Raw genomic sequence first — 15,172 nt, 5'->3', positions numbered from 1 at the left:
GCCCCCTGATGCCCAACAGCCACCACGTCACCGAGTTCGCGGGCCTGCCCGTGGTCGAGTTCCACTCGTGGGACACCATCCGCGACGACCTCGAAACCGCCATGTACTGGGCGCGCAACCGGAGCGAGCTCCATGAGGAGCGCCCCCGGTCGTACCGGCGGCTCCTCGAGGCCATCGCCGACCCGGGCTCGGTGGCCTGGCGGCTGCGCACGGAGCTGTCGAGCTCCCACGGGAGCGGCGAGAGCCTCCAGGAGTACATGCACAGGTTCTCCGTCCTGGTGGGACAGGAGCAGGTCCGCGCCCTGGTCGTCGGCAACGTCCCCGACCAGGACTTCCAGATGCGGACCGACGAAGTCGTCGAAGCGCTGCTCGGGCTCGCCCCGAAGCTGACCGGGCTGCGCGCGCTGTTCTTCGGTGAGATCCTCCAGGAGGAGAACGAGATCTCCTGGATCCAGCTGTGCGACCTCGCTCCGCTGGTGACCGCGCTGCCGCACCTGGAGGAACTGGTGGTGCGCGGCGGCAGCGGCGCCCTGGACCTGCGCCTGGCGGAGCACCCCTCGCTGCGCGGGCTCACCGTCCAGAGCGGGGGGCTGCGCCCCGACGTGGTCCGGGACGTGTGCGCCTCCGGCCTGCCCGCCCTGGAACACCTGGAGCTGTGGCTGGGCGTGGAGGAGTACGGCGGCAGAAGCACCGCGCAGGACCTCGCGCCGGTGCTGTCGGGCAGGGCGTTCCCCCGGCTGCGCTCGCTCGGACTGCGCAACACCGGGAACCTGGGCTCCTGGATCCCCGTCCTGGCCGAGGCCCCCGTCCTCTCCTCCCTGGAGGTCCTGGACCTGTCTTTGGGCGACCTCACCGACGAGGGGGGACAGGCCCTGGTCGAGGCCGCACCCGCCTTCGCCCACCTGAAGCGGCTCGACCTGCACCACCACTACGTCTCCGAGGACGTGTGCGCACGAATCCGCGAGGCCCTGCCCGGCGTGGAGGTCGACCTGTCCGGACGCGAGGAACCCGAGGTCCACGACGACGAGGACGGCGAGGAACCCGAGATCCACTACTACACGGCGGTCTCCGAATGACCCCCGAACGCCCCCTGGTCGTGGTGGGGGTCCCCGGCCACCGGCGCCTGGAGCTGTTCGGCGCCGCGGCCGAGGCCCGCGGTCTGCCCGGACCGGTGGTCGTACCGTGGCGCGCGCTGGCCTCCGGGCCGGTGGAGCTGCCGGAGGACGCCGTGGTCCGGGTGGACTCACCGGGCGGCGACGCGGAGACCGAGCGCCTGCTGCGGGGCTGGGAGCACACCCCCGACCTGTACCGGGCCGAGGGCACCGGCGACCAGCACGCCGGGTTCCGGGCCGCGCTGGACCGGCTCGCGGAAGCGGTGCGCGCCACGCCGGGCGCGGCCCTGCTCCAGGAGCCCGCGGACCTGGTGGACATGTGCGACAAGCGGCGCTGCCACGCCCGTCTGGCGGCGGCCGGAGTGCCGGTGCCGCCCGCCCTGCCCGGGCCGGTCACCGGCTACGCGTCGCTGCGCGCGGCGATGGACGCCCACCGCTGGCCGAGGGTGTTCGTCAAGCCCGCGCACGGCTCCTCGGCCTCCGGCGTGATGGCGCTGGCCACCGCCTCCGGCGGGCGGATCCGCGCGATCACTTCGGCCGACCTGGTCCGGGGCGCCGACGGGTCCGTGGAGCTGTACAACAGCCTGCGGCTGCGCACCTACACCAGCGAGGAGGACGTCGCGGCGGTGGTGGACGCCCTGGCCCCCGACCACCTGCACGTGGAGCGGTGGGTGCCCAAGGCGGGGTTCACGGGCAGGGCCGTGGACCTGCGCGTGGTGGTGGTCGCGGGCCGGGCCGCCCACGTCGTGGTGCGCTCCTCGTCCTCACCCATGACCAACCTGCACCTGGGCAACGCCCGGGGCGACCTGGCGGCCCTGCGGGAGTCGGTCGGCCCGCACGCCTGGGCGCGGGCCATGGCCACCGCCGAGGCCGCCGCCGCGTGCTTCCCGGGCACCCTGCACGCCGGGGTGGACCTGCTGGCCTCCCCGGGGTGGCGGGAGTTCGCCGTGTGCGAGGTCAACGCCTTCGGCGACCTGCTCCCCGGCGTCCTGCACGAGGGCCGCGACACCTACGCCGAGCAACTGCACGCCCTGGCCACCGGCCGTTTCCCCGTCCCCGAACCCGAGAGAGCATGAACAACACCGCACCCGACATGAACGCCGTGGTGGGCACGCACGACATCCTGCTGCTCACCCTGGACACCCTCCGCCACGACGTGGCCGCCGAACTGGCCGAGGCGGGCCGCACCCCGAACCTGGCCCGCCTGCTGCCGGGCGGGCGGTGGGAGCGCAGGCACGCGCCCGCGAGCTTCACCTACGCCTCCCACCTGGCGATGCTCGCCGGGTTCCTGCCCACCCCCGCCTCTCCGGGGCCGCACCCGCGCCTGTTCGCCGCCGCGTTCCCCGGCAGCGTGTCCACCGCGCCCGGCACCTGGACCTTCGACGCCCCGGACCTGGCCTCCGGGCTGGCCCGGGCCGGGTACCACACGGCCTGCGTGGGGGGCACGGGCTTCTTCAACCGGCGGTCGGCGGTGGGCTCGGTCATCCCGGACATGTTCGCCGAGAGCCACTGGGAGGAGTCCTTCGGCGTGACCGGCCCCCGCTCCTTCGAGCACCAGGTGGCGTGCGCCGCCCGGATCGCCGGGGAGCGCCCCGCGGACCAGCCGCTGTTCCTGCTGCTCAACGTGTCGGCGCTGCACCAGCCCAACTGGTTCCACCTGCCCGGGGCCGTCCGGGAGGACGGCGACACCAGGCGCAGCCACGCCGCGGCCCTGGAGTACGTGGACCGGCACCTGCCACCGCTGCTGGCCGCGATGTCGGCCCGCCGCCCCTGCTTCGCGATCGTGTGCTCCGACCACGGCACCGCCTACGGGGAGGACGGCTACACCGGCCACCGGATCGGCCACGAGACCGTGTGGACGGTCCCCTACGCCCACGCGTTCCTGCCCCGGGGACGCACCGCTCCCGCCGACGCCCAGGAGGCGACCGCGTGACCACCGCCCTGACCCCGCGCCCCGAACCGGTGCGCGCCGACTCCCCCTACCAGTCCTACGTCTACGCCTACCCGCACAAGAGCGCCTACCGGCCCTTCACCGAGCGCCCCGCGCTCGCCGACCTGTGGCGCGGCGAGGACGTCGGCGCGCTGTCGCTGTACGCGCACATCCCGTTCTGCGAGATGCGCTGCGGGTTCTGCAACCTGTTCACCCGCTCCACCCCCCCGGCCGAGCAGGTCACCGCCTACCTGGACGCGCTGGAGCGGCAGGCGGAGGCGGTGGCCGGGGCGCTGCCGGAGGGCGCCGCCTTCGCCCGGGCCGCCCTGGGCGGCGGCACCCCCACCTACCTGACCGCCGAGGAGCTCACCCGGGTCTACGACCTCACCGAGCGCGCGTTCGGGGTGGACCTGTCGGCGGTCCCGGTGTCGGTGGAGACCTCCCCGGCCACGGCCACGCCCGACCGGCTGGCGGTGCTCGACGCGCGCGGCGCCACCCGGATCAGCATGGGCGTGCAGAGCTTCCTGGACTCCGAGGCGCACGCGGCCGGGCGTCCGCAAAAGCGCGCCGAGGTGGACCGGGCGCTGGCCGCGATCCGCGAGCACGCCTCGGCCGACCTCAACGTGGACCTCATCTACGGCATCGACCGCCAGGACGCCCGCACCTGGGCCTATTCCCTGGACACGGCGCTGGAGTGGGAGCCGGAGGAGGTCTACCTGTACCCGCTGTACGTGCGCCCGCTCACCGGGCTGGGCCGCCGCGCACGCGCGTGGGACGACCACCGGCTGGGCCTGTACCGTCAGGGCCGCGACCACCTGCGCGAACGCGGCTACGAGCAGGTGTCCATGCGCATGTTCCGGCGGGCGGACGCCCCGGCGACGCAGGGGCCGGACCACTCCTGCCAGACCGACGGCATGGTGGGGCTGGGCTGCGGGGCCCGCTCCTACACCTCCGCCGCGCACTACTCCTTCGACTACGCCGTGGGGGTGGGGCAGGTGCGATCGATCATCGCCGACTACACGGGCCGCGACCGGGCCGACTTCGCCCGGGCCGAGGTGGGGTTCGACATGGACGGGGACGAGCGGCGCCGCCGCCACCTGCTCCAGTCACTGCTGCTCGCGGAGGGGATGGACACCGCCGCCTACGCCGACCGGTTCGGCTCCCGCCCCGAGGAGAACTTCGCCGCGACCCTGGCGGTGCTCGACGGGCGCGGCTGGCTGGAGCGGGACGGCGCGCCGGACCTGCTGCGGCTGACCCCGGAGGGGCTCGCGCACTCCGACGCGGTGGGGCCGATGTTCTTCTCCGCCGGGGTGGCGGCGCTGATGGCCGACTACGAGGCCCGGTGAGCGCGGTGACCCCCTCCTCCCCGACCCAGACCCCGGCACCGGTCCCCGCGCTCCCGCCGCACCTGACCCTGCTCTACCGCGGTCCGCTGGCCAGCTGCGACTACGACTGCCCGTACTGCCCCTTCGCCAAGCGGCGCGACAACCCCGAGACGCTGCGCGCCGACCGCGCCGCGCTGGAGCGCTTCACCGACTGGGTGGCCGCGCTGGAGGCGGAGCACCCCGGCACCCGGGTCTCGGTGCTGTTCACCCCGTGGGGCGAGGGGCTGGTGCGGTCCTGGTACCGGGCCGCGATCGCCCGGCTCAGCCACCTGCCGCACGTGGAACGGGTGGCCATCCAGACCAACCTGAGCGGCCGCCTGGGCTGGCTGGCCGACTGCGACCCCGGCACCGCCGCGCTGTGGACCACCTACCACCCCGGCCAGGTGACCCATGAGCGCTTCCTGGCCAAGGCGCGCGAGCTGGTCGGGATGGGGGTGCGGTTCAGCGTCGGCGTGGTCGGCGAACCGGAACACCTCGCGGCGGCCCGGCGGATGCGCGCCGACCTGCCCGAGCAGGTGTACCTGTGGGTGAACGCCGCCGAGGGGCGCACCTACACCGAGACGGAGGCCGCGCGGTGGCAGGCCCTGGACCCCCACTTCCACTACAGCCGCAGTCCTCACCCCAGCCGGGGTCTGCCCTGCCGTACCGGTGACACTGTGCTGTCCGTGGACGGGGACGGCGACGTGCGCCGGTGCCACTTCGTGGACACCCCGATGGGCAACCTCTACGACGGCTCGTTCGCCGCCCGGCTCGGCCCCCGCGCGTGCCCCCTGACCAGCTGCGACTGCCACATCGGCTACGTCCACCTGGAGTCCTTGGACCTGTACGACGTGTTCCGGGGCGGGGTGGTGGAACGGGTTCCCGCGGCCTTCGGCTCCCCGCTCCCGCTCGTGTGAGACGGGTCAAAACCGCTTCGCAACGTCACCAGGAACAGACATAATGCCCACCATGGTCTTTCCCCGGGTTATCGCGACCGACCTCGACGGCACACTCCTGGACGCGGGAGGCCTGGTCTCCGAACGCAACCGGCGGGCGCTGGCCGCCGCCGCGGAGGCGGGCGTCAAAGTGGTGGTCTCCACCGCGCGTCCGCCCCGGACCACGCAGCACATCGCCGAGCAGCTCCCCTGCGCCGCCGTGCTCTGCGGCAACGGCTCGCTGGCCCACGTGCCCGGCGACGAACCGCTGATGCGCGCCATCTCCCCGGAGACCGCCCGCTCGGTGGTCGAGAAGCTCAACGCGGAGCTGACCGGGATCGGCTACGGCATCGAGACCGGCACCGACTTCTTCCACGACGCCGACTACCACCTGGAGCCGTGGCTGTCCGGCGAGTGGGTGCGCGAGGTGCTGGAGGACACCGAGACCCTGCTGAAGCGGGCCACCCCGATCACCAAGCTGCTCGTGCGCTCCCGCGACATGCCGGTGGAGGAGCTGCACGAGACGGCCGCGGCGGCGGTCGGGGCGCTGGCGGAGGTGACCTACTCGGGCAGCTACAGCCTGCTGGAGCTGAGCGCGCCGGGCGTGAACAAGGGCAGCACGCTCGCGATGGTCTGCGAGCGGTGGGGGGTGCCCGCCGAGGAGGTGGTGGCTTTCGGCGACATGCCCAACGACCTGGCCGCCCTGTCCTGGGCGGGCGGGGGGTACGTCATGGCCAGCGGACACCCCGACCTGCTCGACCCGGCGCTGGGACTGCGGGTGGCCCCGCCCAGCAACGAGGACGGTGTGGGCCGGGTGGTCGAGCGGTTGCTGGCCGAACGCTGAAAAACACCTGGACCGGCCCTCGGCGCTGCTCCTAGGGTCGGTGGGTCGTACACGTACCCGGAGAAGGGCCCGCCGTTGCCGCACCCCACCCAGATCGTCTCGTCCCTGGCCGACCCCGACCGCCTGGCGCTCTACGCCCGCGTGGTCGGCGCGGGAGCCGGGGGGCTGCCCGCCGGGGAGGTCCGCGCGGACGGGCGGGGACGCCGGAGCCTGACCCGGCTCTCGGACGCGGGACTGGTGCGCGAGGACGACGGCCGCGTGGTGTGCGTGCCGGAGGTGTTCTCCGCCGCCCTGGAGGAGCACCGGCCCGCGCGCCGGGATCCGGTGGACGCGCTGTTCCACGACGGGTGGCTGAGCACGCTGCCCGCCAAGCGCGAGCTGCGCGTGCGGGTGTTCGCGCGGATCACCGAACGGTTCTTCGCCCCCGGCGTGACGTACACCGAAAAGCAGGTGAACGCCGCCCTGCGGTCCTGCTGCGACGACCACTCGTCCATGCGCCGCCACCTCGTGGACGAGGGCTACCTGACCCGCGACGACGACGGCAGCGCCTACCGGGTCGCGGCCTCCTGAGCCGCCGCGGGTGAGGAGACGGGCGCGCGGCGGCTCAGGCCTCCACGCCGTCCACCTGCTCGTGGTAGGTGCGCCGGGTGCGCTCGGTGTGCTCGCTCATCAGTCTCAGCGCCGCGTTCGCGTCACGGTCCTCGATGACGTCGACGAGGGCGGAGTGCTCGTCCCAGGAGGCGGCGCCGCGGACGCGGGCGACCGGGGCGTAGTACCAGCGCACCCGCCGGTCGACCTGCGCGGCCAGCTCGGCGAGCACCCCGTTGCCCGAGGCCTCGGTGACGGTGCGGTGGAAGTCGGCGTTGGCCTGGACGACCGCGTCGGTGTCGGCGCGGTCGGTGGCCGCGCGCCCGGCGGCGACGAGGTCGCGCAGGAACCCGATCTGCTCGGACGAGGCGTTCCGCGCGGCCAGGCGGGCCGACTCCGTCTCCAGCAGGGCGCGCACGGCCAGGAGCTGGTCGGCCTCGCTCTCGGTGGGCGTGTGCACGAACGCGCCGTACCCGGGCCGCAGGTCCACCCACCCCTCGTTGCTGAGCCGCTGCATCGCCTCGCGGACCGGCTGGCGCGAGACGCCGAGGGTCTGGGCCAGTTCGGTCTCGACCAGGTGCTGGCCGGGCGAGAGCGACCGGTTGGTGATCAGGTCGAGGATGGCCTCGTACACGGCTTCACGCAGCGGCACGGGGCGCTGGACCCGTCCCGCGACGGCGTTCAACCCCTGTGGGGACATAGGGCGGCTCCATCCGGATGCGTGGACTTTGTAGACAGTGTACGAAAGGCGGCGGGCGCGTGTGCCGTCACGGCAGCTCCACGAGTTCGACCCGACCGGTCCGGCGGCCGGGCGGCACGACCGCGAGGGCGTCCGCGACGGCGGCGGCGCGCAGGTCGGCCGAGCCGGTGCCGGGCAGTTCCACCGCCAGGTCGCGGCTGACGCGCACCGGCACCAGGCGGGTGTCCGTCGGGTGCGGCGGGGTCGGTCCGATGAGCCGGACCCGGCGGCCGAGGTGGGCGGGGTCGCGCCGGTCCGCGCGGCCGGTGAGCACCGGGACGAGCAGCGTGAGCGCGGCGGCCAGCGCGGCGCCGGGGTTGCCCGGCAGGCCCACGACCACCGTCCCCGAGGGCAGCACGGCCAGCACCTGCGGGTGCCCAGGGCGGCAGGCCACGCCGTCGACGACCATCCGCGCGCCGAGTCCGGCGAGCACCGGGCGCAGGTGGTCGGCGGGCCCGGCCGAGGAGGACCCGCAGACCGCGACGACCTCGGAGGGCGGGGACGCCTCCAGGGCCCGTGCCGTGTCCCGGCCGCGGTCGGCGACCGCCAGCGCGGGCAGGCAGCGCCCTCCGGCCCAGGCGACCAGTCCGGGGAGCAGCGGGCCGATCGCGTCGCGCACGGTGCCCGGGCGCGGCGTCCCCTCGCGCACGACCTCGTCCCCGGTGACCAGGACGCGCACCGGGGGACGGACCACGGGCAGCGTGTCCAGGCCCAGGCTCGCGGCCAGGCCCAGGAGGGCGGGGGTGACGGGGCTGCCGCGGCGCGCGGCCAGCGCCCCGGCGGGGGTGGTCTCGCCCTTGCGGCGGATGTGCCTGCCGGTCTCGGCCCCGCCGCGCACGCGCCCGGAGGACACCGTCGCCCGCTCCCAGGGGAGGACGGCGGTGGTGCCCTCCGGCACGACGGCACCCGTGGCGACCTCCACCGCCTCCCCCGGGTTCAGGCGGACGACGGCCCCCCGACGCCCGGCGAGCGAGCGGCCGAGGACGGCCCAGGGGCCCTCACCGGCCACCGCGTACCCGTCCATGGCCGCGCTGTCCAGCACCGGGACGTCGACCGCCGAGACGAGGTCGGCGCCGAGGGTGGCACCGAGGGCGCTGTCGAGCGGCTCCTCGGCCATGGGCTGTCCACCCTCGGCGCCGGTCACCCACGCCAGCTCCCGCGCCTTGGTCCAGGGCAGCGGTGCGCGCGGGTGGCTTTTTCCGTGAAGAAGCGGAGAAGTTTCCGGGGCAACCGGGTCGGGCATTCCTTCTCTCCCTGTCGTCGGGTGAAGAACGCTGCCCTGAAGCATACTGTATACAGTATTTTATGGAAAGGAGTCCTCATGCGAATCGCCGTACTCGGCGCCGGAGCGATCGGCGCCTACGCGGGAGCCGCGCTGTACAGGGGCGGGGCCGACGTGCACCTCATCGCGCGCGGCGAGCACCTGCGGGCCCTGCGCGAGCGGGGTGTCCGGGTCCTCAGCCCGCGCGGGGACTTCGACGCGCATCCCCACGCCACCGACGACCCCACCGAGGTCGGGCCCGTGGACGCCGTCATCCTCGGCCTGAAGGCACAGCACTACGCGGCCTGCGGCCCGCTGCTGCGCCCCCTGATGGGCCCCTCCACCATGGTCGTCGCCGCCCAGAACGGCATCCCCTGGTGGTACTTCCACGGGATCGAGGGGCCCCTGGCCGGGCACCGGATCGAGAGCGTGGACCCCGGCGGCGCGGTCAGCCGGACGATCCCGGTCGAGCGCGCCGTGGGCTGCGTGGTCTACGCGGCCACCGAGATCGCCGGGCCCGGCGTGATCCGGCACATCGAGGGGACCCGGTTCTCCATCGGCGAGCCGGACCGCTCCTCCTCCCGGCGCTGCCGCGACCTCCAGGCCGCGATGGAGGCGGGCGGGCTCAAGTGTCCGATCGAGCAGGACCTGCGCGAGGACATCTGGGTGAAGCTGATGGGCAATATCGTCTTCAACCCGCTGAGCGCACTGAGCCGCTCCACCATGGTGCAGATCTGCCGCAACCGCCCGACCAGGGAGCTGGCCCGCACCATGATGGCCGAGACCCTGGACGTGGCCGCGCGGCTGGGCGTGCGCCCCGCCGTCTCCATCGACCGGCGCCTGGCCGGGGCCGAGCGCACCGGCGACCACCGCACCTCGACCCTGCACGACCTGGAGCGCGGACGCCCCATGGAGCTGGACGTCATCCTGTCCGCCGTGGTGGAGCTGGCCGACCTGACCGGCGCCCCCGCCCCCGCGCTCCGGGCGGTCGACGCCGTCGCGGGACTGCTCAACGCCCGGATGCTGGACGCCCCCGCCCCCACGCCCGCGGCGCCCTCCGTCGCGGCCTAGACGTACCGACCGCAGAGGTTCACCGGGACCCGTTCCCGATCACCGCAGTTCAGAGCCCGCGTGACACACCAGCAACGTTTCCGGCCAGTCCACTGGCCCACACCCCCGCACCCCTCACTCTTGACCCTTGTCTCCACCATCTCAATACTGTATGCAGTATCCGAACAATGTCGCCGCCCGGCGGCCCGGACGAATCCGGCCACGAACACCATGCGAGGCCACATGCGATCCGACGATTTCTCCGCACCCCACAACCGACTCACCCAGCCCCTCGTCCGTGACGGCGGCGAGCTGCGCCCGGCCTCCTGGGAGGAGGCCCTGGACCGCGCGGCCGCCGGGTTCCGGCGCGGGGTCGCCGAGCACGGCCCCGACTCCTTCGGCATGCTCTCCTGCGCCCGGGCCACCAACGAGATGAACTTCATGGCGCAGAAGTTCACCCGCGTCGTCGTCGGCACCAACAACGTCGACTCGTGCAACCGCACCTGCCACGCGCCCAGCGTCGCCGGGCTGGCCGCGGCCTTCGGCTCGGGCGGGGGCACCTCCTCCTACACCGAGATCGAGGACACCGACCTCATCGTGATCTGGGGCGGCAACCCGCGCTTCGCCCACCCGATCTTCTTCCAGCACGTGCTCAAGGCCGTGCGGCGCGGGGCGCGCCTGTTCGTCGTGGACCCCCGGCGCACCCCGACCGCCGAGTGGGCCGACCGCTGGCTGGGCCTGAACGTGGGCACCGACATCCCGCTGGCGCACGCCATCGGCCGCGAGATCCTGCACGCGGGGCTGGCCAACGACACCTTCGTCCAGCGCGCCACCAGCGGCCTGGACGAGTACCGTGCGCTGGTGGAGCCGTGGACGCTGGCCGCCGCCGAGGCCGAGACCGGCGTGCCCGCCGAGGCCATCCGCGAGCTGGCGCACGCCTACGCCCGCGCCGAACGCGCCCAGATGTGCTGGACGCTGGGCATCACCGAGCACCACAACGCCACCGACAACGTCCGTTCGCTGATCAACCTGTCGCTGCTCACCGGGCACGTGGGGCGGTACGGGTCCGGGCTCAACCCGCTGCGCGGCCAGAACAACGTGCAGGGCGGCGGCGACATGGGCGCCATCCCCGACCGACTGGTCGGGTTCCAGGACCTCCTGGACGCTCAGGTGCGCGCGCCCTTCGAGGCCGCCTGGGGGCGGGAGATCCAGCCCGCCAAGGGCCTGAACCTGACCCAGATGTTCGAGGCGATGGACGAGCACGAGCTCAAGACGCTCTACGTGATCGGGGAGAACCCCGTCCAGTCCGAGCCCGAGACGCACAAGACCACCCGCCGCCTGCGCGGCCTGGACCACCTGGTCGTGCAGGACATCTTCCTGACCCGCACCGCCGAACTGGCCGACGTGGTGCTCCCGGCCAGCGCCTCCTGGTGCGAGTCCGACGGCACCTTCACCAACAGCGAGCGCCGCGTGCAGCTGGTGCGCAGGGCGCTGGACCCGCCGGAGGGCGCCCGCGACGACATCGAGATCATGTGCGACCTGGCCACCCGGCTGGGACACGACTGGGCGCGGCCCTCCGCCGAGGAGATCTGGGACGAGGTCCGCGCGCTCTCCCCCATGCACCGGGGCATGAGCTACGCGCGTCTGGCCGAGCTGCACGGCATCCAGTGGCCCTGCTACTCCGAGGACGCCGTGGAGCCGAGCTACCTGCACGCGCGGCTGTGGTCGGAGGACCCCGCCGAGCGCGGCGAACCCGCGCCGTTCGGGATCGTGGGCCACTCACCGCCGGTGGACCTGCTGGACGAGGACTTCCCCTTCCGCCTGACCACCGGCCGACGGCTGGACGACTACAACACGGGAGTCCAGACCAGCGGGTTCTCCTCGCCGCTGCGCCGTGGCGAGCTGCTGGACCTGTCCCCCGAGGACGCGGCCAAGCTCGGTGTCGGCGACGGGGAGACGGTCCGGGTGACCTCCCGGCGGGGCTCGGTCCTGGTCCCGGTCTCGGTCACCGAGGCCATGCGGCCGGGCCTGGTGTTCATGACCTTCCACTTCCCCGAGCAGGTGGACACCCAGCTGCTGACCATCGACGCCACGGACCCCATCGCGGGGACGGCGGAGTACAAGGCCGCCGCCGTGCGGATCGAACGGGTGGAACAGCCGGCGCGCCCGGCCGCCGCCGCGAGCTGAGGGTAGGAGGGAGGGCCGTGCCGTCGCCCCAGCCCCCTGCGGCGGCGGCACGGCCCATCGTGCCAGGTCAGCGCCCTGCAAGAGCGAATCGGACGCTCGGGAGCATCCTTACGCGATCTTACCGCTTACAGGGGTTGTCAACCCGAACACTGCCATCATACTGTTCTCTGTATACAGAATCCTGTGATCTGGATTACACTCGATATGAGGTGACCACGGCGTGGACCTGCGATTCCTGGACGAGACGCCCACCACCGCCGAACGCGAGGCCGTCGAGAGCGTGCTCGGGCCACCCGAGTCCGGCTGGGACGGCGGCACCCGCCAGGACGCCGACCTGCGCTACGCGCGGGGCGGCCACTCCGCACGCGACCGGCGCGACCTGCTCCTCCCGGCCCTGCACGCGGTGAACGACCGCGTGGGCTGGATCAGCCGCCCCGCGCTCGACCACATCTGCCGCAGGCTGACCGTCCCCCCGGCGGAGGCCTACGCCGTCGCCTCCTTCTACGCGATGTTCGCCCTGCACCGCAGGCCCCGCCGGGTCGTGCACCTGTGCACCGACATCGCGTGCGCGGCGGTGGGCTCGGACGGGATGCGCGCCCGGCTGGCCGAGCGCCTCGGCCCGCCCGGCGGCCACGACGGGGAGGCGGCCTGGCACGAGAGCCCGTGCCTGGGCATGTGCGAGCGCGCGCCCGCCGCCCTGGCCGTGGAGGCGGGCGCCCCGGCCCGGTACGCCGTCGCCGCCCCCGCCACACCCGAGGCGCTGGACGCGATGGCCGCGGAGGCCCTGCCCGACACCGGGGCGCCGGAGACCAACGGCCACCGGCCCGCCACCACCTTCGGCGCGGACCCCCTGCCCGGGACCGCGCCCGAGCCCGACCCCGCGGCGGCCGTGCCCGACGCGGGCTCGCCCGACCACGTGCTGCTGCGCCGGATCGGCACCGTCGACCCCCTCAGCCTGGACGACTACCGCGCCGCGGGCGGGTACGCCGCGCTGCGCCAGGCGCTGCGGCTGGGCCCCGCCGGTGTCATCCGGGAGGTCTCCGACTCCGGCCTCGTCGGCCGGGGCGGGGCCGCCTTCCCCACCGGGCGCAAGTGGCAGGCCACCGCCCAGCAGCCGGACGGCCCGCACTACCTGGTGTGCAACGCCGACGAGAGCGAGCCCGGCACCTTCAAGGACCGGGTCCTGATGGAGGGCGACCCGTTCTCCGTCGTCGAGGCGATGACCGTCGCCGGGTACGCCGTGGGCGCGCGGACCGGCTACCTCTACATCCGGGGCGAGTACCCCCGGGCGCTGCGCCACCTGGAGAACGCCATCGCCCTGGCCCGCGGGCGGGGCCTGCTCGGCCCGGACATCCTGGGCTCGGGGTTCGCCTTCGACATCGAGATCCGGCGCGGCGCGGGCGCCTACATCTGCGGCGAGGAGACCGCGATCTTCGGCTCCATCGAGGGCTACCGGGGCGAGCCCCGCAGCAAGCCGCCCTTCCCCGTGGAGAAGGGGCTGTTCGGCAAGCCCACCGCCGTGAACAACGTCGAGACGCTGGTCAACGTGCTGCCCGTCCTGCTGATGGGCGGCCCGGCCTACGCGGCCGTGGGCACCGGCCAGTCCACCGGACCCAAGCTGTTCTGCCTGTCGGGCGGCGTGCGCCGTCCGGGGCTGTACGAGCTGCCCTTCGGCGCCACCCTGCGCGACCTCGTCGAGGCGGCCGGGGGGATGCCCGAGGGGCGCACCATCCAGGCGGTCCTGCTCGGCGGCGCGGCCGGGACCTTCGTCCGCGGGGACGAGCTGGACATCCCGCTGACCTTCGAGGGGGCCCGCGCCGCGGGCACGTCCCTGGGTTCGGGGGTGGTGCTGGTCCTGGACGACACCGCCGACCTGGTCGCGACGCTGGTCCGGATGGCGGCCTTCTTCCGCGACGAGTCCTGCGGCCAGTGCGTGCCCTGCCGGGTGGGCACCGTGCGCCAGGAGGAGTCGCTGCTGCGGATCAGGTCCGGAGGCGACGCCGCCGCCGAGGTCCCCCTGCTGCGCGAGGTCGGCCTGGCGATGCGCGACGCCTCGATCTGCGGCCTGGGACAGACCGCGTGGAACGCCGTGGAGTCGGCGATCGACCGGCTCGGCCTGTTCGACGCGACCGACGACACCCACCAGAGCACCGGCCCGGACACCCGGGCGGCAACCGAGGAGGCCCGATGACCGTCCCCGTACTCCTGGCCCCGCCCAAGCGGCTGATCGACGCGACCATCGACGGGCGCACCGTGCGCGTCCCGGAGGGCACCACCATCCTGGAGGCCTGCGCAGGGGAGGGCACCGAGATCCCCACCCTGTGCTACGGCGACACCCTCACCCCCCGGAACGCCTGCCGGGTGTGCGTGGTGGAGGTGGAGGGCGCGCGCACGCTCGCCCCCGCCTGCTCACGCAGGCTGGAGCCCGGCATGAGCGTGGCCACGGACTCCGAGCGGGTGCGGCACAGCCGCAAGATGGTCCTGGAGCTGCTCGGCTCCTCCGTCGACCTGTCCACCACCCCGAAGGTGGCCGAGTGGATGGAGCGCTACGAGGCCGAACCCGGGCGGTTCGGCCCGCGCGCCGAGGTCGCGGCGCTGGGCGTGCGCGACGCCCGCCACGCGGGCGACCACGAGCCCGGCGACGGCGCGGCCGCGGAGACGGTCGAGCAGCCCCCGAAGGTGGACAACGACCTGTACGTGCGCGACTACTCCAAGTGCATCATGTGCTACAAGTGCGTGGACGCCTGCGGCGACCAGTGGCAGAACACCTTCGCCATCGGGGTGGCCGGGCGCGGCTTCGACGCCCGCATCTCCACCGAGCACGACGTCACGCTGCCCGACTCGGCCTGCGTGTACTGCGGGAACTGCATCGAGGTGTGCCCCACCGGCGCCCTGTCCTTCCGCACCGAGTTCGACATGCGCGAGGCGGGTACCTGGGACGAGGAGGCACAGACCGAGACCACCACGATCTGCACCTACTGCGGGGTGGGATGCAACGTTACGCTGCACGTGCAGGAGAACGAGATCGTCAAGGTCACCTCGCCGCACGACAACCCGGTGACCCACGGGAACCTGTGCATCAAGGGCCGGTTCGGCTTCCAGCACGTACAGCGGCGCGGCGACGGCTGACCCCCGCGGGGGGGGGGGGGGGGGGGGGGGGGT

At 73.9% G+C, this 15,172-nt stretch carries 13 protein-coding genes; 11 read left to right on the top strand and 2 right to left on the bottom strand.

Going from position 1 to position 15,172, the window contains the following annotated elements; translation table 11 throughout:
• Window positions 1-8: 8 nt before the first annotated feature.
• From ACSIH6_RS17405 to ACSIH6_RS17375, 7 genes are all read left to right on the top strand, one after another.
• Window positions 9-1,076, top strand: a complete 1,068-nt coding sequence (locus ACSIH6_RS17405) for an STM4015 family protein (protein ID WP_435109357.1) — start codon at window positions 9-11, stop codon at window positions 1,074-1,076.
• Window positions 1,073-2,188 carry an STM4014 family protein gene (locus ACSIH6_RS17400; RefSeq protein ID WP_435109356.1) on the top strand — a complete coding sequence of 372 codons (1,116 nt, stop codon included), beginning with the start codon at window positions 1,073-1,075 and terminating at the stop codon, window positions 2,186-2,188. The genes ACSIH6_RS17405 and ACSIH6_RS17400 overlap by 4 nt, the downstream gene beginning before the upstream one ends.
• On the top strand, window positions 2,185-3,045 hold the full coding sequence (locus ACSIH6_RS17395; protein WP_435109355.1) for an STM4013/SEN3800 family hydrolase: 861 nt from the start codon (window positions 2,185-2,187) through the stop codon (window positions 3,043-3,045). Before ACSIH6_RS17400 ends, ACSIH6_RS17395 begins: the two co-directional genes overlap by 4 nt.
• Window positions 3,042-4,388, top strand: coding sequence for an STM4012 family radical SAM protein (locus tag ACSIH6_RS17390; RefSeq protein ID WP_435109354.1), 1,347 nt, complete (start codon window positions 3,042-3,044; stop codon window positions 4,386-4,388). Before ACSIH6_RS17395 ends, ACSIH6_RS17390 begins: the two co-directional genes overlap by 4 nt.
• Window positions 4,385-5,323 carry an STM4011 family radical SAM protein gene (locus ACSIH6_RS17385; RefSeq protein WP_435109353.1) on the top strand — a complete coding sequence of 313 codons (939 nt, stop codon included), beginning with the start codon at window positions 4,385-4,387 and terminating at the stop codon, window positions 5,321-5,323. Before ACSIH6_RS17390 ends, ACSIH6_RS17385 begins: the two co-directional genes overlap by 4 nt.
• A 43-nt stretch (window positions 5,324-5,366) precedes the next feature.
• The gene (locus ACSIH6_RS17380; RefSeq protein ID WP_435109352.1) at window positions 5,367-6,185 is read left to right on the top strand and encodes an HAD family hydrolase; all 819 of its coding nucleotides are present in this window, start codon (window positions 5,367-5,369) and stop codon (window positions 6,183-6,185) included.
• 75 nt (window positions 6,186-6,260) lie between these two features.
• Window positions 6,261-6,755, top strand: coding sequence for a DUF2087 domain-containing protein (locus ACSIH6_RS17375; RefSeq protein ID WP_435109351.1), 495 nt, complete (start codon window positions 6,261-6,263; stop codon window positions 6,753-6,755).
• Window positions 6,756-6,789: 34 nt separating this feature from the next.
• Here ACSIH6_RS17375 and ACSIH6_RS17370 read toward each other — a convergent pair whose 3' ends face one another.
• The gene (locus tag ACSIH6_RS17370) at window positions 6,790-7,473 is read right to left on the bottom strand and encodes a GntR family transcriptional regulator (protein WP_435109350.1); all 684 of its coding nucleotides are present in this window, start codon (window positions 7,471-7,473) and stop codon (window positions 6,790-6,792) included.
• A gap of 67 nt (window positions 7,474-7,540) precedes the next feature.
• Entirely contained in the window at window positions 7,541-8,629 is a 1,089-nt protein-coding gene (locus ACSIH6_RS17365) for a molybdopterin-binding protein (protein ID WP_435109445.1), read from the bottom strand.
• A 204-nt stretch (window positions 8,630-8,833) separates the two neighbouring features.
• Here ACSIH6_RS17365 and ACSIH6_RS17360 point away from each other — a divergent pair, with 204 nt between their 5' ends.
• From ACSIH6_RS17360 to ACSIH6_RS17345, 4 genes are all read left to right on the top strand, one after another.
• Entirely contained in the window at window positions 8,834-9,844 is a 1,011-nt protein-coding gene (locus ACSIH6_RS17360) for a 2-dehydropantoate 2-reductase (RefSeq protein WP_435109349.1), read from the top strand.
• A gap of 222 nt (window positions 9,845-10,066) precedes the next feature.
• On the top strand, window positions 10,067-12,010 hold the full coding sequence (locus tag ACSIH6_RS17355; RefSeq protein WP_435109348.1) for a molybdopterin oxidoreductase family protein: 1,944 nt from the start codon (window positions 10,067-10,069) through the stop codon (window positions 12,008-12,010).
• A 220-nt stretch (window positions 12,011-12,230) separates the two neighbouring features.
• On the top strand, window positions 12,231-14,201 hold the full coding sequence (locus ACSIH6_RS17350) for an NAD(P)H-dependent oxidoreductase subunit E (RefSeq protein WP_435109347.1): 1,971 nt from the start codon (window positions 12,231-12,233) through the stop codon (window positions 14,199-14,201).
• Window positions 14,198-15,139, top strand: a complete 942-nt coding sequence (locus ACSIH6_RS17345; protein WP_435109346.1) for a 2Fe-2S iron-sulfur cluster-binding protein — start codon at window positions 14,198-14,200, stop codon at window positions 15,137-15,139. The genes ACSIH6_RS17350 and ACSIH6_RS17345 overlap by 4 nt, the downstream gene beginning before the upstream one ends.
• The last annotated feature ends 33 nt before the right edge of the window (window positions 15,140-15,172 follow it).

It is taken from the genome of Nocardiopsis synnemataformans (genome assembly GCF_965343085.1).
Classification (GTDB): Bacteria; Actinomycetota; Actinomycetes; order Streptosporangiales; family Streptosporangiaceae; genus Nocardiopsis; species Nocardiopsis alborubida.
The sequence above is the reverse complement of the archived record's forward strand: the minus strand, read 5'-3'. Positions and strand labels throughout refer to the sequence as shown.